21 protein-coding genes and 1 tRNA gene are annotated in these 20,256 nt (G+C 44.7%); 11 read left to right on the top strand and 11 right to left on the bottom strand.

The genetic code is table 11. The features are described 5' to 3' along the window. Window positions 1–24 precede the first annotated feature (24 nt). From ACK8P8_RS21860 to ACK8P8_RS21830, 7 genes are all read left to right on the top strand, one after another. The gene (locus ACK8P8_RS21860) at window positions 25–789 is read left to right on the top strand and encodes a uroporphyrinogen-III synthase (protein ID WP_369861145.1); all 765 of its coding nucleotides are present in this window, start codon (window positions 25–27) and stop codon (window positions 787–789) included. A 243-nt stretch (window positions 790–1,032) separates the two neighbouring features. Beyond that, window positions 1,033–1,458, top strand: coding sequence for a ribonuclease P protein component (gene rnpA / locus ACK8P8_RS21855; RefSeq protein ID WP_186974897.1), 426 nt, complete (start codon window positions 1,033–1,035; stop codon window positions 1,456–1,458). After that, a complete protein-coding gene (gene yidD, locus ACK8P8_RS21850; RefSeq protein WP_369861146.1) occupies window positions 1,430–1,639 on the top strand; it encodes a membrane protein insertion efficiency factor YidD in 210 nt (69 codons plus the stop codon). Before rnpA ends, yidD begins: the two co-directional genes overlap by 29 nt. Before the next feature lie 60 nt (window positions 1,640–1,699). After that, window positions 1,700–3,349, top strand: coding sequence for a S41 family peptidase (locus tag ACK8P8_RS21845; RefSeq protein ID WP_369861147.1), 1,650 nt, complete (start codon window positions 1,700–1,702; stop codon window positions 3,347–3,349). Between the two features lie 69 nt (window positions 3,350–3,418). Next, window positions 3,419–3,489, top strand: a tRNA-Gln gene (locus ACK8P8_RS21840). A gap of 90 nt (window positions 3,490–3,579) precedes the next feature. Further along, window positions 3,580–4,380, top strand: coding sequence for an ABC transporter ATP-binding protein (locus tag ACK8P8_RS21835; protein WP_369861148.1), 801 nt, complete (start codon window positions 3,580–3,582; stop codon window positions 4,378–4,380). Beyond that, entirely contained in the window at window positions 4,377–5,996 is a 1,620-nt protein-coding gene (locus tag ACK8P8_RS21830; protein ID WP_369861149.1) for a hypothetical protein, read from the top strand. Before ACK8P8_RS21835 ends, ACK8P8_RS21830 begins: the two co-directional genes overlap by 4 nt. A gap of 68 nt (window positions 5,997–6,064) precedes the next feature. Here the strand turns inward: ACK8P8_RS21830 and ACK8P8_RS21825 are convergent, their stop codons facing one another. From ACK8P8_RS21825 to ACK8P8_RS21810, 4 genes are all read right to left on the bottom strand, one after another. After that, the gene (locus tag ACK8P8_RS21825) at window positions 6,065–7,699 is read right to left on the bottom strand and encodes a DUF8614 domain-containing protein (RefSeq protein ID WP_369861150.1); all 1,635 of its coding nucleotides are present in this window, start codon (window positions 7,697–7,699) and stop codon (window positions 6,065–6,067) included. Window positions 7,700–7,867: 168 nt separating this feature from the next. Continuing rightward, on the bottom strand, window positions 7,868–8,644 hold the full coding sequence (locus tag ACK8P8_RS21820) for a hypothetical protein (RefSeq protein WP_369861151.1): 777 nt from the start codon (window positions 8,642–8,644) through the stop codon (window positions 7,868–7,870). Window positions 8,645–8,866: 222 nt separating this feature from the next. Beyond that, on the bottom strand, window positions 8,867–9,691 hold the full coding sequence (locus tag ACK8P8_RS21815; RefSeq protein WP_369861152.1) for an outer membrane beta-barrel protein: 825 nt from the start codon (window positions 9,689–9,691) through the stop codon (window positions 8,867–8,869). A gap of 29 nt (window positions 9,692–9,720) precedes the next feature. Next, on the bottom strand, window positions 9,721–10,248 hold the full coding sequence (locus ACK8P8_RS21810) for a hypothetical protein (RefSeq protein ID WP_099291344.1): 528 nt from the start codon (window positions 10,246–10,248) through the stop codon (window positions 9,721–9,723). Window positions 10,249–10,319: 71 nt separating this feature from the next. Here ACK8P8_RS21810 and dusB point away from each other — a divergent pair, with 71 nt between their 5' ends. Then, complete coding sequence (dusB, locus tag ACK8P8_RS21805; protein ID WP_099291343.1) at window positions 10,320–11,300, top strand: tRNA dihydrouridine synthase DusB; 981 nt, start codon at window positions 10,320–10,322, stop codon at window positions 11,298–11,300. An 18-nt stretch (window positions 11,301–11,318) separates the two neighbouring features. Continuing rightward, window positions 11,319–12,182, top strand: a complete 864-nt coding sequence (locus ACK8P8_RS21800) for a BRO-N domain-containing protein (protein WP_099291342.1) — start codon at window positions 11,319–11,321, stop codon at window positions 12,180–12,182. Window positions 12,183–12,259: 77 nt separating this feature from the next. Here ACK8P8_RS21800 and ACK8P8_RS21795 read toward each other — a convergent pair whose 3' ends face one another. Beyond that, window positions 12,260–12,994, bottom strand: a complete 735-nt coding sequence (locus ACK8P8_RS21795) for an MIP/aquaporin family protein (RefSeq protein ID WP_227216940.1) — start codon at window positions 12,992–12,994, stop codon at window positions 12,260–12,262. 35 nt (window positions 12,995–13,029) lie between these two features. Continuing rightward, a complete protein-coding gene (gene glpK, locus ACK8P8_RS21790) occupies window positions 13,030–14,529 on the bottom strand; it encodes a glycerol kinase GlpK (RefSeq protein WP_099291340.1) in 1,500 nt (499 codons plus the stop codon). A 292-nt stretch (window positions 14,530–14,821) separates the two neighbouring features. Here glpK and ACK8P8_RS21785 point away from each other — a divergent pair, with 292 nt between their 5' ends. Both ACK8P8_RS21785 and ACK8P8_RS21780 read left to right on the top strand, forming a co-directional pair. Further along, entirely contained in the window at window positions 14,822–15,352 is a 531-nt protein-coding gene (locus ACK8P8_RS21785) for an NAD(P)H-dependent oxidoreductase (RefSeq protein ID WP_369861160.1), read from the top strand. Window positions 15,353–15,364: 12 nt separating this feature from the next. After that, window positions 15,365–15,979 carry a nitroreductase family protein gene (locus ACK8P8_RS21780; protein WP_227216941.1) on the top strand — a complete coding sequence of 205 codons (615 nt, stop codon included), beginning with the start codon at window positions 15,365–15,367 and terminating at the stop codon, window positions 15,977–15,979. 33 nt (window positions 15,980–16,012) lie between these two features. On the opposite strand, the gene zupT is transcribed toward ACK8P8_RS21780, so the two are convergent. The 5 genes from zupT to ACK8P8_RS21755 form a co-directional block, all read right to left on the bottom strand. After that, window positions 16,013–16,825, bottom strand: a complete 813-nt coding sequence (zupT, locus tag ACK8P8_RS21775; protein ID WP_186974881.1) for a zinc transporter ZupT — start codon at window positions 16,823–16,825, stop codon at window positions 16,013–16,015. 84 nt (window positions 16,826–16,909) lie between these two features. Then, on the bottom strand, window positions 16,910–18,439 hold the full coding sequence (gltX, locus tag ACK8P8_RS21770) for a glutamate--tRNA ligase (protein ID WP_099291338.1): 1,530 nt from the start codon (window positions 18,437–18,439) through the stop codon (window positions 16,910–16,912). A gap of 10 nt (window positions 18,440–18,449) precedes the next feature. Continuing rightward, window positions 18,450–18,734, bottom strand: a complete 285-nt coding sequence (locus ACK8P8_RS21765) for a hypothetical protein (protein ID WP_369861153.1) — start codon at window positions 18,732–18,734, stop codon at window positions 18,450–18,452. After that, window positions 18,734–18,916, bottom strand: coding sequence for a hypothetical protein (locus tag ACK8P8_RS21760; RefSeq protein WP_099291336.1), 183 nt, complete (start codon window positions 18,914–18,916; stop codon window positions 18,734–18,736). The genes ACK8P8_RS21765 and ACK8P8_RS21760 overlap by 1 nt, the downstream gene beginning before the upstream one ends. After that, window positions 18,907–20,049, bottom strand: a complete 1,143-nt coding sequence (locus ACK8P8_RS21755) for a 1-acyl-sn-glycerol-3-phosphate acyltransferase (RefSeq protein ID WP_099291335.1) — start codon at window positions 20,047–20,049, stop codon at window positions 18,907–18,909. The genes ACK8P8_RS21760 and ACK8P8_RS21755 overlap by 10 nt, the downstream gene beginning before the upstream one ends. Between the last annotated feature and the right edge of the window lie 207 nt (window positions 20,050–20,256).

Raw genomic sequence — 20,256 nt, 5'->3', positions numbered from 1 at the left:
GGTTAAATTTAAAAACAGAAAGTCTTGAAAATTAAGAAGATATTAGTTTCGCAGCCCAAGCCGACAACTGACAAGTCTCCGTATTTTGATCTGGCTGAAGAACTCGGTTTGAAATTAGAATTCAAGTCATTTATTAAGGTTGAAGGTGTAACGGCAAAGGAATTCCGACAAGAAAGAATTAATATATTGGATTTTACCGGAATCGTTTTCACGAGTCGTACTGCTATTGACCACTTCTTCAGAATTTGTACGGAAATGCGGGTGACTGTTCCCGATACAATGAAATATTTCTGTATTTCAGAGGCGATAGCGTTTTATTTGCAGAAGTATATCGTGTACCGTAAACGGAAGATTTTCTACGGGGATAAGAAAGTGGAGGATATGACGAAAATCTTGTTAAAGCATAAAACCGAGAATTTCCTTGTTCCGGTTTCTGATGTTCACAAGGAGAATATTCCCGCTTTAATGGACGAGTTAAAGCTGAAATACACGAAAGTCGTGTTTTACAGGACGGTAGCTAATGAAGTGGCAAATGATATCCCGGACTTGAAGGAGTTTGATATTATCGCTTTCTACACGCCTGCCGGAATCAAGTCTTTGTTTCAGAATTATCCTGATTTTGAACAGGGGCAAACGATTATCGCTGCCTTTGGAGAGGCGACAGCAGAAGCTGCTATTGAAGCCGGGTTAAGGTTGGATATAAAAGCCCCGACGGAGAAAGCTCCCTCGATGACGATGGCTTTGGAACAGTTTATTAAGGCTTACAACAAAGAAAATAAATCAAAATGAAAATTGTTCAAAAAGTACTCATCTGCCGCGTTCCTGCTTCCCCAAGATTCGGTCACGTACTTTAGTACGCTCCCTCTTCTTTGTGAATCAGAGCCTTGCATCTAAGCACTTTTTGAACAATTTTCTGGAAAATTTTGGTCAACCATTCTCTATAAGGTCCATAAAGTCCGTAAGGTCATTACTTTATAAACTTTATGAACCTTATAAACTTTATAAACCGGGGTGTTTTACACCCCTTATCACATGGAAGAAACGATCAAATACACGTTTAGCAAAGAGGAACGCTTGTGTCACAAGGCAGGTTTCGAGGCATTGTTAGCCTCGGGACAAAGTTTCGTGAGTTATCCTTTGCGCGTTGTATACCGTTTCTACGCGAGGGATGAGAAAGATGCTCCGGCACGCGTGGCAATCAGTGTTTCGAAGAAACGTTTCAAACGGGCGGTAAAACGTAATCGGGTAAAACGTTTGGTGCGTGAGGGGTATAGATTGAACAAACAAACATTGTATTCCGCTATCCCGGAAGGTAAAACAATCGACATCTTGTTTATATATTTGCAAGATGATATCTTTGAATTTCATAAAATAGAAAAAGCAATCACCGGTGCTATTAAAAAAATTCTGGTCTATATTGAAAAAGATAATGGTAGGAATATTGCTGATTCCGATTAAGTTCTATCAGCTTTGTATCTCACCATGGACGCCCCCGAGCTGTCGTTATACCCCGACTTGTTCGCAATATGCAGTGGAGGCGTTACGCAAGCACGGACCAATAAAAGGATTGTATCTGGCAATAAAACGGATATGTTCCTGTCACCCTTGGGGTGGTTCCGGTTACGATCCGGTGCCTTAAAATTTGCTATTTTGTCGGATATATACTAATTTCGCTAGATTTTGATATTAAAATAAGGTTATGAGAAAAAATACACGCGTTATTATTATCATCTCGGGAGTGTTGTTATTGGCTTTCGGGATGTTGGGATTGAAGGAGGATAACAAAAGATTCCAGATTAGCAAGGGATTGGATATTTTTGCCACGCTTTTCAGGGATGTGAATCTTTTTTACGTGGATGATGTTCAGCCGGAGAAAATGGTGAAGGACGGTATTGACGCTATGTTGAAGAAATTAGACCCTTATACCGAGTTTTACCCGGAGTCCAGAATAGATGAATTTAAGATGATGACTACCGGAGAATATGCCGGAATCGGTTCTATTATCGGGATAAAAGGAGATTACGTGGTTATCCGTGAACCTTATCGGAATTCACCTTCCCATAAGGCAGGCTTGCTACCGGGTGATTTGATTTTATCCATCGACGGGGAAAACATGAAAGGAAAAACCGTTGAATACGTGAGTTCCCGCTTGAAAGGGCAACCGGGTAAAGAGGTCGTTTTGAAAGTTCAGCGGGTGGGTGAAGACAAACCCATGGAAAAGAGGGTGTTGCGCGAAATCGTGCAAATGCCGAGTGTGCCTTACTACGGGATGTTGAATGATCAGACCGGGTATATCTATTTCACCAGTTTCACGGATAAGGCTGCCGATGATGTACGGAAAGCGATCATGGAGTTGAAAAATAAAGGGGCACAGTCTTTGGTACTTGATCTCCGGGGTAACGGGGGCGGATTGCTTGATCAAGCGGTAGAGATCGCCAATTTCTTTTTGCCGAGAGGTTCTCTGATCGTGAGCACCAAGGGCAAGATGAAGCAGTGGGATAAAGAATATACCACGAGCAAGAACCCGTTATTGCCCGACATGAAGCTTGCCGTGTTGATAGACCGGGCTTCAGCTTCGGCTGCCGAGATATTATCCGGCTCTTTGCAGGATTATGACCGGGCTGTCGTTCTGGGAGAGCGTTCTTTCGGGAAAGGCTTGGTTCAGACCACTCGTGACCTCGTGTACAACACGAAATTGAAAGTCACCACGGCAAAATATTACATCCCTAGCGGACGTTGTATTCAAGCGGTGGATTACGCGCATCGTAACCCGGACGGAAGCGTGGGCGTGATTCCCGATTCTTTGATAAAACCGTTTAAGACAAAAGCCGGACGCACCGTGTATGACGGTGGGGGTATCACGCCGGATATCAAGATCGAGCCGGAGAAATACGCCCGGGTTTCACAGGAATTGGTGATGCAGGATATGGTGTTTGATTTCGTGAACGAATACGCGGCAAAACATCCTACATTGCCTGCTCCTTCGGAATTTGAATTGACCGATGAATTGTTCAACGAGTTCAAGGAATACTTGAAAACGAAGAAATTCGAGTATGAAACAGCCACTCAAGCCATGTTGGATAAACTGGTAAAGACCGCGCGGGATGAGAAATATTACGATCAGATATCGGGTCAGATTGAAGCGTTGAAAAATGACCTCGGGCATTCAATAGATCGGGATCTGGATTCGTTTAAGAATGAGATTTCCGATATATTGGCCGATCAACTTATGGAGCGTTATTATATGCAGGAAGGAGTGCTGGAATATCATATCCGTAAAGACAAACATATCGCCAAGGCGTTGGAAGTGTTGGCTAATGACGACGAGTATCAAAAAATATTGAAGTGAAATGAAAAAATAGATAGTAGTTTTTTGAAATCCCAAAAAACTACTATCTTTGCACCGCAATAAAACAATTGCCCTATTGTGTAATGGTAGCACTACAGATTCTGGTTCTGTCTGTCTGGGTTCGAATCCTAGTGGGGCAACAAAATGGAATAAAGCCTTGTGACGATAAAGTCATGAGGCTTTATTCCATTTTTGAAGCATTCTTAATTAATAACGAACGGCATAAATATATGATGAACGACAGCGTGCTCCGGGTATCCGGTTTAAAGAAAAGTTTTCGGAAGGGGAAAGAGGAACTGCAGGTCTTGAAGGGAATAGACATGGAGGTTTGCGCGGGAGAGGTGATTGGCTACCTTGGGAGTAACGGGGCGGGTAAATCCACCACGGTGAAGATCATGTGTGGGCTGATGGAGGAATATGCCGGAGAGGTTAATGTATTGGGATACGACTTGAGGAAGAACGATATAGAAATCAAGAAGCGGATTGGTTATATTCCGGAGAATGCGATCATGTACGAGCATTTGACTCCGATGGAATATCTCGAATTTATAGGTACGTTGTACGGGTTGGAGCGGGCGGATGTGGTTAAGAAGGTGGAAGAATTACTTTTATTGTTCGAGATGCGGGATAATGCAAACGAACGGATGTTGAGTTTTTCCAAGGGGATGAAACAAAAGATACATATCATTTCCGGCTTGTTGCATAACCCGGAGGTTATTTTTATGGATGAGCCGTTGAATGGTCTGGATGCCAATGCCGTTATTATCGTGAAGGAGATGATTGCCCGACTGGCGAAAGAGGGGAAGACGATTTTTTACTGTTCTCATCTGATGGATGTCGTGGAGAAGATTGCGACACGGGTGATTTTGCTCAACGAGGGGAAAATTATAGCTAATGGAACTGTTCATGAATTGATGGAACAAGCGAGTGTCGGTTCTTTGGAGAGCCTTTTCACGAGTCTGATCGGGGCATCAGGGCAGGTGGTTCAAGCGGAACGGATGGTTGATGTGTTTGAAAATAAAGAACAATGATTAAGGCTGTAATTTGGATTTTGCGACTTTTCCGCGGAGTGTTCACGCGTATGGGTGTTGACTTTGACAGGATGGTGGCTATCGTGACGGTGAAACTCACGGAATATGATCGTATCGACAGGTCTAAACGGAAAAAGGAAAGCTCGAATACGTTATTGCGGCAAGGTATTGCGTTCGGGATATACGGTACCGTGTTTTTCCTGTTCGGGGTCATGTCCGGGACGTTTGAAGTGTCGCTTTTGTTGTTCCATTCCTACTTGATGATCATGTTTATGATGAGTTTTATGATGGAATACTCGCGGTTGCTTTTCGACCGGAATGATAATCAGATTCTACAACGTTTGCCCGTAAATTCCAAGACAATCCTGACTGCCCGTCTGGTGACGATGTTATCATATATGTTTTTTCTATCGGGTTGTATGTCTTTGATTCCCTCTATTGTTGTCTTTTTTTGGCAGGGAGTGTTGACGGGTGGACTCTTTATTATATCTGTTTTCTTGAATACGCTTTTTACTTTATTACTGGCGAACGTGATTTATCTCGGGGTGATGCGTTTTATCGCGGTAGATAAATTTGCACGGGTGATGAGTTATGCTCAGGTTATTCTGGTCGTCTCCGTCGCGTTGAGCTATCAATTGGTGGGAACGGTGATTCGGGAGATACAACTGGATATGTTTCATCCGTCAACGTGGATGTATTTTACCCCTTCCTGTTATTTTATGGCGTTCACGTTGATTATACAGCACTTTACTATTCCTGTTTTGGTGATGGCGTTATCCGGGGTAACAGGGGTGTTGTTGTTCGGTTGGATCGCAGTGGTTTATCTGGCACCCTATTTTTCGAGAAAAATGGGAATAATTGATGAATATGCCGCGACCGCGGGTAAGGGACGGAAAAAAGGCAAGGACGGTTGGCTTTACTCGCTGGCCCGGCTATTCGCGTGGAGTCCCGTGCAGGTTTCCGGTTTCGTGCTGGGATGGCGGTTGACGCAGGGGAATCTGAAATTCCGTCAGGCAGTGCTCCCGATGATTATCTACACGGTGTTTCTGGCGGTATTCTTTATTTACAAAGGACGCGACACCGGGGGGATTGGGTTTTATATCCCGTTTTACATGACATCGATGGTGAGTATCGGGATATTGATGGCTATGTCGATCATGGAGAAAGGGGATTTGCTGTGGTTGTATCGTTCAAGACCGCTTGCCCGCCCGGGGGCGTTGATCCTCGGCAGTTACAAGGCGTTGTACGTGAAGTATTATCTTCCCGTGTATGTCGCATTGTCTGCTGTTTTCGTCGTGAGGTTGCATTGGGTGATTATTCCGGATTTGCTGATGATTCTTGCCGTGAATACGCTTGTGAGTTACGTGTATCTTTGGTTTTCCGGGTTGCTTTTTCCTTTTTCCAAGGAGAAGGGAACGACCGATTCGGGACGAAATATATTGCGGATGCTGGCATTGATCTTCGTGTGGCTCGTGATAGGGGGAGTACATACCCTGTCCCAGCGCTTGTCGTGGTATGGCATTTGGATAGCTATCGCGAGCATGTGGGTATTGGCGGTGTTGATGGAATATGTTATTTGTCGTGTGGCTTGGAAAAAGGTGTTGGCTAATTACTAATTGATTTATTTACAATAAATAAAGGATGCCTTTTGTTAGACATCCTTTATTTATGAAGGGACTTTTTATTATAGTCCGAGGACTTTTGTTCCTTGCTTGAAGAAAATATCTTTCGGGATACCTGCTCCGGCGATGCGGTCAAGGTCTTTTTGCAGTGTCGGGGGTACAACGCCTTTCTCTGCAACGAGTTTCGTGGCAGTTGCGATATCTCCGTTACCCTCGATCGTGATGTATTCCCCGGCGATGACTTCGATGTCTTTTTTCATCTTTTCGAAGTCGATCGTGTAGTATCCGGTCGTTTCGTCTTTCGTGATGGCTCCGCTTTCCATGAAATGGTTGAATTGCATCATGTTCGCTTTGCCATGTGCGCTGGCAGCACCGAAACGTACGGAACGGAAGATACCGGCGATAAAGGTCACGTAATTATCCATGAGGTCTTTGTTTTCAAGAATACCCCATTCCGCTAATTTCGTCACGCAGAATAACCCGAGGATATCCGCTTTCCCTTCCTCGATGGAAGTGTAGTAGTTTTGTAAGGCGGAACGCACGTCTTTTTTGTCTTTGATCGTGTAGTTCACTCCAAGACCGTGGGCAACTTCGTGGAACATCACGTTCTCGAAGAAGGCGTCGAAATTCACGTATTTCTGTTGCTCGGGTGCGATAACCAATTTAGAGATAGGAACAACCATTTTCTCGAACTTTGCCTGCATGGAGTTTTTCAATTGCAATTTGCGGCTTCCCTTGGCAGCGTGTACTCTCGGGTCGTTCGGCAGGTTGATGGCGATATTCTTGCTTCCGGCATTGCAATCTCCGCCATAGTAAATCACGTCGTACGCGTTCATGTCCGGGTTGGCGTTCGCTTTCTCTTTCTTGTAAGCGGCGGGCACGGGAAGGTTGTTTTGCAGCTTGGGCAAGTATTGAGCGTATTCTGACAGGCGTTTACTCCATTCTTTATCTTTCACGAGGATTTGTCCGGAATGGGATGCCTTGTACCCGTAAAGTTGGTCTTCGTAAGTTTCGATAGGACCAACCACGAAATCCAGCGTGTTGTCTTGCATATCCATCCAAGCGAGGTCACTGGCAAGATAATCGTCATCAAGAAGGGCTTGTGCTCTTAATGACAAGTATTTCTTCAAGCCGGGATCTTCTGCCAACTCGGAGGCTTGTTTCAATAACTCGGAGGCTTTGGCAACTTCTCGCAGGTATGCTTCATGGAAAGGGATCACGACGAGATTCCCTTTGTCATCCCGGCGGATGATACTGTACCAATCCGTCTTGCGAGGGTCTTTCAAAGCGTCGAATTCTTCTCTTGTCATATCCGTCGGGTAGAAGTTCGCTCCCAGCGGTTTCGCTCCCACGCCGTCAATGAAAGGCTTGTTGGCATTCAAACGATCCCACGGTCCGTAATTAATAGAAAGATATTTCAAGGCTGCCGAGTCTTGCGCGAATGGTTTCATCAACGCAGCCTTGTCGCCATAAGCGTTTTGCCAGAAAATATTCTCCATGATGTCCGCCACTTCGATAAGGATGGGAATCATCTTTTTCTCGTTTTCCGTTAGTTTGCTAACATCAGTTGTCAAGGTGAACTCCGCGTATTGGTCAGCAAGTGGCTGATAGGGACTGGGTTGTTTGGTTTCTTTCTTTGCCTCTTTGCAAGAGAACAAGAAAATACCTAAGGATAAGAATAGGAATAGTTTTCTCATTTTTATAAAATTTGTGTTGAGTATTTGAGGGACGAATTTATAAAAACAAGCGGACTATTGAAAATATTTGGAATTAAAGATTATGATTCTGTGATTTCGATGGGAGCGATTGAAGGTAAATTAAAAATTCATGAGGTCAATAGATGCATCTATTGACCTCATGAATTTTCAAAACAGAATGGCAGCACCGAAACTTACTTGATGTAATTCCGGACCTTTATTTTTCTCGAATAGAGGGGTTATTCCGTAGCGGGCCCATACGGCAAAGTGATTACCACCCATTTGTGCCATGAGGTCAAAATTGAAACGGGGCATATTCAGGTTTCCCCGGTTACTGATCGTTTTGCTTTTGTGAGGGAATTTATTCTCTGTAATTTTTACCTTAGTTTGTGTGATGAAATTGTATGAACCCACGACTCCCATGTTGAAATGGAAACGGCTTGTTTTATTGGACGGGGATTGAAATTCGAGCATTAACGGGATGTTTGCAGAGAGTACTCTCAATCTGCTGGAAGAGATGGAGCCCTCGTCATAGGTGAAAGGTTCTATGATGCCTTTTTTGTTTTTATGGATAGCGATTTTGTTGTCGAACTCCATGTTTTGGAATTCGGCCCCGATGCCTGCCACGATACCAACAGTGTTTTTTTGTTTTTGTAGCCCGATGTTGATTTCAATGATGTTGAGAGCCACGGTGTAGGAGGTTTGTAGCTTTAGTTTCATGAAATCTTTGTTCTTGTAAGCGGAATAATCGCTTTTACCAAAGGTGATGAATCCACCGTAAATCCCTGCCACGTGTCCGTTGAAACGGACTTTCTTTTCTTTCTCATTTTTGAAGGCACTGTCTTGACGGACGTTGGATGCCGATGTGGACGAGTTGGCATCCTGAGCCTTCAAGCCGTTTATGCCGAAAAGGCATATAAACAGCGCTAATAGTGTTGTTTTCATCTCTTTATGTATATTTATATAACGTATAAGTTCCGATCTTTAGAACGGGCGAACCGTTGGTCGAATGGAGGGTACTTTTTGGAGTATCCCGGAAGTAATAGTTTTTACGTCACAACGTATGAAATGTTGTGACACAGTGATTTAAAAAGGTGAAAAACAACTCAATAAAGATTATTAATTCTGTGATTTAATGATAACTCTAAATTTTAACTTTAAACGTTCTTAGAAGTTTACCCCGAACCCGATAACATACGGGTGTAAATCAGGAGCTTTGCCTGATTTCATCATACGGTTGAGGGTATAGCTGCCCCACAGTGCCAGTTTGTCGTATCCTACACGGGCAACAATGTCTGCTTTTACCGGGTTCATGCTGTAATTTCCCGCTTTTTTGTAGCGACGTTTGTCCCCGTTCTCGTTTTTGTACACGACTTTGGTTTTCGTGTGTAATCTTAACCCGCCCATGATTCCGGCCCCCACGTATGCCCGGCGGTGATTTTTCGCGGGGAATTGCCATTCACAGATCAAGGGAACGGTGAGATAAAGGTTTTTCAATGAACTCTTCTTTACATGATCTATTTCCAACGGATATATTTTCCCGTTTTCTCCCCGTTGAATACTGTTTTTGTGCTCGAAACGGAAGCGTTGGTATTCTAATCCCAGTCCGGTAACAAGCCCGAAATTATTCAATTTATTCAGACGCATACTGTATTGGAACATGTTGAATTGCATTACCAGTGAATTCTTGCGTTGCAAGTCCATGAATGGAGAGCCGCCCGGAACAATATCATAATCCCCGAAATCGGCAAATCCAAGATTAAATCCGCTCCAGTGTCCCCGGAACCGTGGATTTTGGCTCCGTTGGTATATGTGTCGGTGGATGGGATCGCTTAATATTTCCGATTTCTTGACTTGTCCGCTTGTTTCTCTATCCTGCAAGTGTATTTCTTTGACGTCACGTCTTAGAGTGTCGCTCGTGCCTGTCCCGTTGTCCCGCGCCATAACGGGAATCGACAGCAATAATGCCAAGGGAATGATAATACTTTTCATGGTGATTTATTTTTTGTTGGTTGTGTTTCTTATTTATTGGAGTTGTCCAAAAAAGTAATAGAATTGAAGAATTTATTTTTCTGCGGGATGAGTTCTTCCAAGTCTTTCGTATTCGCACCTATAGATACTTGATACATACAATTATCTCTGAAAATAAATCTTTTATAGTACGTCATCTCTTCAAGCTCTTTCATTATCGTGTAGGTAATCTCCCATATCTCGACATTTTTTGACGGTATACGCTTCTCGCTGGTGAGTTTAGCGGTCGGCATTGAAACTGATTCTTTCTTCATGGCGAGATATAGCTGGTTGACCGTGTAAGCATCAAGGATACCTTTTTCTTTCGTCAATTGCGTGCATACAACCCCGAAAACACAGGTTACGTTTTTCGTTTGGTATATCCATGAACGGATGTCATTCACGTCTTTTTTCAGACGTTCGCCCCGGCTAGGGAAAAGGAACGTGATTTGGTAGTCGCCTCTTATTTTTACCCATTCCTCTTTCTGTGGGGCGAAAGTTGCAAGTAATCCGATAAGAATAAATTTTATTATAGCCATATCCGTGCTGTTTATTTCGTGTGTTAAAGATAGAAATTATTATTTTTGTGGCAAAACTTATTTGATTGAAGATGATAGTCGGAGGAAAAGACGTAGGTGAGCGGCCGTTGATTTTGGCGCCGATGGAAGAGGTTACAAATCCCCCTTTCCGGAAATTCTGTAAGCGATACGGGGCGGATTGGCTCTACTCGGAATTTGTATCGGCGGATGCGTTGGTGCGTTCCATAAACAAGACCGTGAAGAAGTTGACGATAGAGGAGTCCGAACGTCCGGTAACCATTCAGATATACGGTCGCTTTATTGATTCGATGGTCGAGGCGGCAAAGATTGTTGAAGAAGTGCAGCCTGATTTTATAGATATAAATTTTGGGTGTCCCGTGAAAAGGGTTGCCGCGAAAGGGGCGGGAGCAGGAATGCTTCGGGATGTACCTTTAATGGTGGAAATGGCAAAGCAGATCGTGCAGGCCGTGAAGATCCCCGTTACTGCAAAGACTCGTTTGGGTTGGGATTGCGAGAATATTATCATTGACGATGTGGCAGAACGATTGCAGGATGTCGGGATTAGTGCTTTGGCTATTCACGGGCGCACCCGTTCCCAGATGTACAAGGGTGAGGCAGATTGGGAGCCTATCGCCGGAGTGAAGCGAAATCCCCGGATAAAGATCCCGATCATCGGAAACGGTGATATCGACACCCCGGAAAAGGTAAAAGAAGCTTTCGAGCGTTACGGTGTGGACGGGGTAATGATCGGGCGTGCCACGATCGGTAAGCCGTGGATATTTCAACAGATCAAACATTATATGAAAACGGGGGAGATTCTACCCGAATTGCCCCTGCACGAACAAATAGAGATTATCAAGGAACAAATACTGTTATCCCAAGAATGGTTGGATGAAGTGCGGGGATTATTCCACATGCGTCGGCACATGGCTTGTATGTTCAAAGGATTGCCCCATTTCCGTGATTTGCGGATTCAAATGCTGCAAGCCCCGACCATAGAAACGTTGTGGGAAGTGTTTGATAAGATTGAGGAGCGATACAAGGGGGAATAAAGGATAAATTCGGTGAATATGACAAAACAGAATGCAATAAAGGTTTTCGAGGAAAAGAAAGTTCGTACGGTATGGGATAGCGATAAGGAAGAATGGTATTTCTCTATTATTGACGTTATCGCGATTTTGACGGAAAGTGATAATCCAAGAAAGTATTGGAGTGTGCTAAAAAACCGTTTGAAAAAGGAGGGAAGTGAAACGGCTACAAATTGTAGCCAGTTGAAATTACTTGCCGAAGACGGTAAAATGCGATTGACGGATGTCGCTAATACAGAACAACTATTCCGATTAATACAATCCATTCCTTCCCCTAAAGCAGAGCCATTCAAGTTATGGATGGCACAGGTTGCTAAAGAGCGTTTAGATCAAATGCAAGATCCGGAGTTGTCTATTGAGCAGGCGATGTTGGATTATAAACGTTTGGGTTATTCCGATAATTGGATAAACCAACGGCTTAAAAGTATAGAAATCCGTAAAGACCTGACGGACGAATGGAAACGTAGGGGATTGCAAGAGGGAGTGCAATTTGCTTCTCTGACTGATATTATCTACAAAACGTGGGCGGGAATGACTGCAAAGGAATACAAGTCATTTAAAGGATTGAGGAAAGAAAATCTACGGGATAATATGACGAATACCGAATTGGTATTAAGTATGCTTGCAGAATTGTCTACCACGAAAATATCGGAAGTACGTAATCCGGAATCATTTAACGAGCATTTGGAAGTTGCCCGTAGAGGGGGAAGCGTGGCTCAGGAAGCCCGGTTAAAATTGGAAGAGGAAACAAGTACGTCTGCAATATCTCCTTTGAATGCAAAAGACGTGTTAGGACTCCAAAGTGGGGAGAACGGGGAAACGGATAGCGAGGAGGGCAGTTTATAAAGTCTGTAAAGCTCTTTGCGCCTTGCGTAACGCCTGTCACTTTACAAACTTTATAAACCTTACAACTTTACAAACTTCTATACAATCATATAAATCACCGCTGCCACAAGTGAGCCGGCTAATGGCCCTAAGATAGGAATCCACGCGTAATCCCATTGACTGCTTCCTTTTCCCGGAATCGGGAGGATGGCATGCATTACACGGGGTGCGAAATCTCGGGCGGGATTGATGGCATATCCGGTGACTCCGCCTAAAGAAAGTCCGATTACCCATACGATGAAGGATACGGGAATTGCACCGACCGAACCCAATCCGATAGGGGTAGTTGTATCGACATCGGCTATCAGTTCAGCCCCGGTAATATAGAATACCGAGAACATCAATACGAAGGTGGCGATAAGCTCACCCCCGAAGTTTACCACGTTATGTCGGATTTCGGGAGCCGTGCAGAATACACCGAGTTTTGCCCCGGGGTCGTCCGTGACCTTAAAGTGGTCATGGTAGACAATCCACACGAGGAACGCACCCATGGCGGCACCCAGCATTTGAGCGATCACGTAAGAAGGTACACTTGCCCACGGGAATTTTTCCGCGATGGCGAAACCTATTGTAATGGCGGGATTCAAGTGGGCCCCGCTATATGGACCGGCGATGACGACTCCTGCAAAAACAGCAAGTGCCCATGCCGTGGTGATGGTAATCCAACCACCTTGAAATCCTTTGGTCTTTTTTAGCACGACGTTGGCTACTACGCCGTCACCCAAGAGGATCATCGTCATTGTTCCGAGTAGCTCTGCTATAAATGGTGACATGGAGAATTTATGATTTTAGATTTGTGATTATCGTTTTACAGTTCTTCCCAGTTACGGGCTCTTTCGATAGCTTTATGCCACATGTGAAGGAGTTTGTCGACCTCTTCTTCTGTCGCAACAGGGGAGAACTCCTTGTTGATGTTCCATTGTTTGCGCAGTTCTTCCGTGTCACGCCAGAAACCGATTGCCAATCCGGCGAGATAAGCCGCACCGAGAGCTGTTGTTTCCAGAATCTGGGGGCGAACCACGTGTGTTCTGTTGATGTCACTTTGGAATTGCATCAGGAAATTGTTGGCAACAGCACCTCCGTCTACCCGTAATTCGAGAGATTGGCGGTGAGTGTCATGCTCCATGGCTTTTAAAATATCGTACACTTGGAATGCAATTCCTTCCAGTGTTGCCCGGGCAATATGTGCGGGAGTTGTTCCTCGTGTGATTCCGAGAATGGCACCTCTGGCGTATTGATCCCAGTAAGGGGCACCCATTCCCGTGAGAGCGGGAACAAAATAAACTCCCCCGTTATCTTGAACGGATGTTGCGAGAGCCTCACTTTCCGAGGCAGTCCTGAGCAGTTGCATCCCGTCCCGTAGCCATTGGATGGCTGCTCCCCCCACGAATACACTTCCTTCCAAGGCGTAAGTAACGGAGTCACCGATTTTCCACGCGATGGTGCTTAACAGGTTGTTTTCCGATTTTACGACTTCGCTTCCGGTATTCATGACCATAAAACATCCGGTACCGTATGTCGTTTTCGTCATTCCCGGTTCAAGGCAGAGTTGCCCGAAGAGGGCGGATTGTTGGTCGCCGGCTATTCCGGAGATCGGGATTTTCGTCGAGAACAAAGTTGTACTGGTTTCCGAATAGACTTCGCTGCTGCTTTTTACTTCCGGAAGTATAGCTTCGGGAATGTCGAAAAGTTCCAGTAACTCTTTATCCCATTGCAACGTGTGAATATTGAACAGCATCGTGCGGGAAGCATTGCTGACATCCGTCACGTGTACCCGTCCGTGCGTGAACTTCCACACGAGCCAACTGTCTACCGTACCGAAACACAACTTTCCTTTTTCAGCCCGTTCACGTACACCTTCGACATTATCGAGAATCCATTTGATTTTTGTGGCGGAGAAATAAGCATCAATCAGTAATCCCGTTTTCTCCCGGATCATTTCAGTATATCCGTTTTCTTGCAATTCCCGGCAGATATCGGCAGTACGCCTGTCTTGCCATACGATGGCGCGATAGACGGGCATAGAGGTTTCCCTGTCCCAAATGATCGTGGTTTCACGTTGGTTTGTGATACCTATACAAGCCACGTCCAGTCCCGTGAGGTCTGCTTTGGCGATAACTTCGGCGGCCACGGAGGATTGCGTGTACCAGATTTCGCTAGGATCGTGTTCCACCCAACCCGGGTGAGGGAAGTGTTGTTCGATTGGTTTCTGTGACATGGCGACAATATTTCCGTCATGGTTGAAAAGCACGGCGCGGGAGGAGGTTGTCCCTTGGTCTAGTGCAAGTACGTATTTCGCTGTCTTCATGATAATGTAATATTATATGTTTTTCATTTGTTGTGACAATAAATGCTATATTTCTTACGTAATTTTTAAAATTCGGTTACATTTATAAAAATGAATAGTCGTTTAACCGGAAACATTCCCGATATTGAATTTAAATATGGATTTGCAAGTATCTTTTATTTTGTAAGAAGTTTAAGGGGGGAAACCGTTTTTTTCGTATATTCGAAGTTGCAAACTGTAAATTAAGCTTATGAAAACAATTGTATTAATACTTGCGGTTATTTTTTCCGCGGGTGCTTTAAATGCAGAGAAAATGGAAAAAGCAAAGAATTCAGGAAATGTAGTGATCTTGTTGGCTCACCCAAATTTCAAGGAGTCACAGGCGAATAAGGCATTGATTGATGCCGTGAAAGATATTCCGGGAGTGGTAATTCTGGATTTGTACGCCAAGTCTTTTGACGCCGAGGCGCACAAGAAAATTTTATCGGAGGCGAAAGCGGTTGTGTTTCAATTCCCGTTTTATTGGGCGAGTGCGCCTTCACAGTTGAAAAAGTGGTTGGATGAGATTTTCACGCCCTTGGCACAAACCGAGGTGGTGAAAGGGAAACCGTTAATGGTGGCCACGACAACGGGTTCGGAATACGAGGCGTATCGTTCCGGAGGCAGGAATCATTTTACGATGGACGAGTTATTGCGTCCTTACCAGTTGACGGCTAATCACTCGGGCATGGTCTGGCAAACGCCTCACGTGGTCTATGGCGTGGCGACACCTGCCGGAGCCGAGAACGTGAAAGAAGGTGCAAAGGCTTATCGCCAGCGGATAGAAGCGTTATTGAAAAAATAAATGAAGAAGAAAATGAAGAAATTTAATACCTTTTACGTTCTGCTTGCCGTAGTATTGGTGATTGTATTTTTAAAAACATCATGTATGGGAGACGCGAAACAACAAGATGATCCGGTTTTGAAGACCAAGGCTGTTTTGGAAAATATCGCGGCACGCAAGAGTGTACGCAAGTATTTGAAGAAAGAAGTAGAGGAAGAGAAGATTACCGCTATGTTGAAGGCGGGAATGGCTGCACCTTCCGGGATGGACAGACGTCCGTGGGAATTTGTCGTGGTAACCGATCGGGCAGCGCTTGATTCGATGGCTGCAAGTCTGCCTTATGCCAAAATGTTGGCACAAGCACCGATGGCTATTGTCGTTTGTGGTGATTCTACTCGTTCTTCTTATTGGTACGTGGACTGTTCGGCAGTAACGCAGAATATTCTCTTGGCTGCTGAGGCTCTCGGGTTGGGAGCTGTATGGACGGCGGCTTATCCTTACGAGGATCGCATCGGGGTTGTTCGGAAATACACGGCTATGCCCGAACAATTTGTGCCGCTTTGTATCATTCCTGTCGGTTATCCCGATGGTCCGCAAAAAGCGAAAGATAAATACGATGAAAGTAAAATTCATCGGAATAAATTCTAAAGATAAAGGCTCGGTTAAATCGAGCCTTTATCTTTAGAACAGTAACAGGCTAAAAGCCATAAGCCCCATTCCGGTAACGAGTCCGTAAATAGACAAATGATGTGCGCCGTATTCTTTGGCGGTAGGGAGAAGTTCGTCAAGAGAGATGAATACCATGATGCCTGCTACAAGGGCAAACAGAACGCCAAGGACAACGGCATTAATCCCGATGAAGAAATAGATTAGAACGAAGCCGATAATAGCTCCGAGGGGCTCGGACAAGCCGGAAAGAAAAGACAGTTTGAATGCTTTTTTTCGGTTGCCCGTGGCAAAGAATATGGGAACCGATACGGCAATCCCTTCCGGGATATTGTGAATGGCGATAGCGAATGCGATCGGGTATGCTATTTCCGGGTTAGACAGTCCGGCAATAAAAGTAGCCAGACCTTCCGGGAAGTTGTGGATACCGATGGCGAGAGCCGAGAATATCCCCATGCGCATTAATTTCTTGTCATGAGGTTGTTGCGCCATGCTCTCGACGGATTTTACCTCGTGCGGGTTCTCGTAGGAAGGAATCAATTTGTCGATAACGGCAATAAGTCCCATGCCGCAAAAGAAAGCGATAGCCGTGATAATATCGGCAATCTTGCCGTCGTACACTTCCTCGATGGATTCTTTAGCGGTAGGAAACAACTCCACGAAAGAGACGTATATCATCACTCCTGCGCTGAATCCCAGCGAGAGGGACAGGAATTTCTTGTTCGTTTTCTTCGTCAGAAAAGCAATGGCACTACCAATTCCGGTCGATAGTCCGGCAAATAAAGTTAGCGTGAAAGCCAGCAACACGTTATTCCAAGAGATATCCATGCGTTTCGGTATTAAAAACTAAAAGTTAGAAAGGGTCAGTGTGATCTTTTCCAACTTTTAGTTTTTGGTTTTTGTTTAATAGAGTTATCGCAATATATCTATAATACGGTGAAGTCGTGTTAAAGTTTCTTCTTTCCCTAAAATTTCAATAATGTCAAATAAATGAGGACCATCGGCGGCACCGATAATAGCCAATCGGAACGGACTCATAACCTTACCGAAACCCATTTCTTTTGCCGTAACCCATTCCCTCACGGCTTCTTCCGTGTTGGGGGAGGTAAAGTCTTGTACGTTTTCCAGTACTCCGACTAGCTCTTGCATCAGTGCGGGTGTTCCTTCTTTCCAGAATTTTTTCACCCCTTTTTCGTCATAACTTTGCGGGGCTTTGTAGAAATACTGTGACGAATTGTAAATATCTGCCACGAAGTTTGCTCTTTCTTTCAGTAAATGGCAAATCTTCTCCAGTTTCTTCATATCGTAAGAAATACCGTCCTTTGCAAGTAATTCATTTAATATGACAGCCAAATCGGCATCGCTCTTTTCCACGAGGTACTTGTGATTAAACCATTTTGCCTTATCCGGGTTGAAGCGGGCGCCTGATTTATTTACGCGTTCCAGCGTGAATTGCTCGCACAATTCGGACAGAGAAAATATTTCTTGCTCCGTGCCGGGATTCCAGCCCAATAGGGCAAGCATATTGATAAAGGCATCGGGCAGATAACCGTCTTCCTTGTAGCCGTGCCATTTTTCACCGGTTTCCGGATCGGTAAATTCCATGGGGAACACGGGGAAGCCCATTTTGTTACCGTCACGTTTGCTGAGTTTCCCGTTGCCGACGGGTTTCAGAATCAACGGCAGATGCGCGAACTCCGGCATGGTATCTTCCCAACCGAAAGCCCGGTACAGGAGTACGTGTAGCGGGAGGGAGGGTAACCATTCTTCACCGCGGATCACGTGCGAAATCTTCATCAGATGATCGTCCACGATGTTTGCCAAATGGTACGTGGGCATTCCGTCTGCTTTAAACAGTACTTTGTCGTCCAGAAGAGAGGTATTGAAATGTACTTCTCCCCGGATAATATCGTGTAATAGCAAATCTTCGTTTTCCGGCATCTTGAAGCGAATCACGTAATTTGCACCGCTATCCAAAAGGGTTTTTACTTCGTCCGCGCTCATGTTGAGTGAATTCTTCATGTGCTTGCGGGTGGCGGCATTATACATGAATGTTTCCCCTTTTGCCTCATGTGCTGCACGTTGTGCGTTCAACTCGTCGGCACTGTCGAACGAATAGTATGCGTTGCCCGACTCCACGAGTTGGAGGGCATATTGTTTGTAAAGCGGTTTACGCTCGCTTTGGCGATAAGGTCCATATTCTCCCCCTGCACCTACACCCTCGTCCACGGTCAATCCGCACCATTTCAATGATTCGATGATGTATTCTTCGGCTCCCGGTACGTAGCGGGTTTGGTCAGTATCCTCGATTCTTAACAGGAAATCACCCCCGTTATGGCGGGCAAAAAGGTAATTAAAGAGGGCTGTTCTTACACCACCCAAGTGAAGGGCTCCGGTGGGGCTGGGAGCAAATCTTACTCTGACTTTTCTATCGGAAATCATATCTTTAGTATTATAATAGCTCGTTTTCTCCTTCTTGTGCTTTTTTTTCTTCTTTTTCCCGTTCGATGAGTTGTATCAGAAGGTTTTTGGCATAGGTAATCGCGTAACGTTCGGCTTCCTTTTTGGATGGGATGCCGCTCTTGATAGGCTCTGCATAGCTAAAAGGCTTATCAGGACCTTCCGTGAGAACGTAAAGAGTAAAATTACTATGTTGATTGCGGCTTTTACTGGTCAACCCGAACCACATTTCCACCGAGCGGTCTTTGAGATGTATATTGCGTTTGAACTTGTACATTACATGTTATTTCTCGGGGTATTCTTGAAATTGATGACTCCGACGGCAACAGCGAGTGCTGCCATGGCGCCCACGTTCACGTACACGGCAGTACGACTATTTTGCGGAGCAAAAAGACTAATCGTACTGGATATCATAATAAGGAATGCTGCTAGTATCAGCAAATATCTGGCTATTCGCATATATGTCTTTCTAAAGCATTTTTAACCGGGTTAGCGTAGATTTCGAGGAAAATGTTATTCAGCACGGAACGGTTTCCCTCGAGTTTATCCAACTTTTCAGTCATCACGCGGATGAAATTATCTTTTTCCTTCTCGCTGTATTTGGAGGTGAACTTGTTCGTGCCGTGAAGTAAGTCGTAAGCGACGTAATTATTCTCCCACAATTTGAAGTTACCTTGTATTCTGGAATCGATAAGCGTTGCCAGTTCAGCGATACGGTCGCCGTTATTGTCCTTGGCATCAATTTCTTCCAGTTCATGGTCAATCGGGGGTGTGATGGCAAAATGCACCCGTCCCTTGTATCCGGACAGACCTTGTTGCATACTTCTCATATCCGCGGCGGGAGTCTTGATATATTCACCGACAGTCTTTTGATATAATTCGTCGGTTTTCAGATCATCACAAGGTTCCCACTCGTAGGAGATGGATACAGGCACAACCCGTAATTCACGGAAATTCTCCACGAAACCTTTCGGACCACTCATGCGGAACATTTTCAGCAAACTGTGTTGCGTGCGGTCATCCCCGTTTTTGGTTCTTCCTTCTTTTTGAGCAATCCACACGGAATCCTCATTCTCGTGAATGACGTCACGCAAATAATGAGAACGCATATTCGCACTGGTAATCATGTCACGCACGGGAAGTCCCCGCTCTATGATAAAGCAGGCATCCAGCTTCACGAGATCGGTCACCCATTTGTTGATTAACAAGTTGCTGCCGATAGCCGCTTCGCAATAGTGGCACCCCCGCTCTGATAGCAATACGTTGAGTATTGCCGAGTCGAGGATAATATCCCGATGATTTGAAACGAAGAGATAACTTTTACCCGGTTCGATATATTCTAACCCCGTTGCTGTCACCCCGTCGGTCGTTCCTGCTATCAAACGCTTCATCGTGGGACCGAAAAAACGTTCCTGAAACTCTTTTCTGGTAGTGATACCTTTCAGTTGCTCTTGTATTTTAGTCTTATCAATCCTTGTCATTTGGGAAAAAAGTGCCAAAAACTCTTCTGCTTGGCTCAGTCGCTCCACGGCGGCTGGAATCTCTTCCCCCATGTAGGGTCTGATACTATTAAATTGGGAATCCGATGTCATGTCGTAATTTTAAAATTAGAAATCACGTGGCAAATATAGATAAAATGTTTTATAAAAGTGTGTCTGATAAGCTTATATTCGGTCTAAATGAGTGAAACGCCTTATTTTCTGTAAAGTTATGGTCGAAAAATGAGTCTTTAAAGTCGTTTTGCCGGATGCAGTTTATGAAGTCTGTAAGGTCCATAAAGTCTATAAGGTCTGTAAGGT

Source organism: Butyricimonas muris (assembly GCF_046365375.1).
GTDB lineage: Bacteria > Bacteroidota > Bacteroidia > Bacteroidales > Marinifilaceae > Butyricimonas > Butyricimonas muris.
Note: the sequence above shows the minus strand (reverse complement) of the source record. Positions and strands in the feature narration are given on the sequence as shown.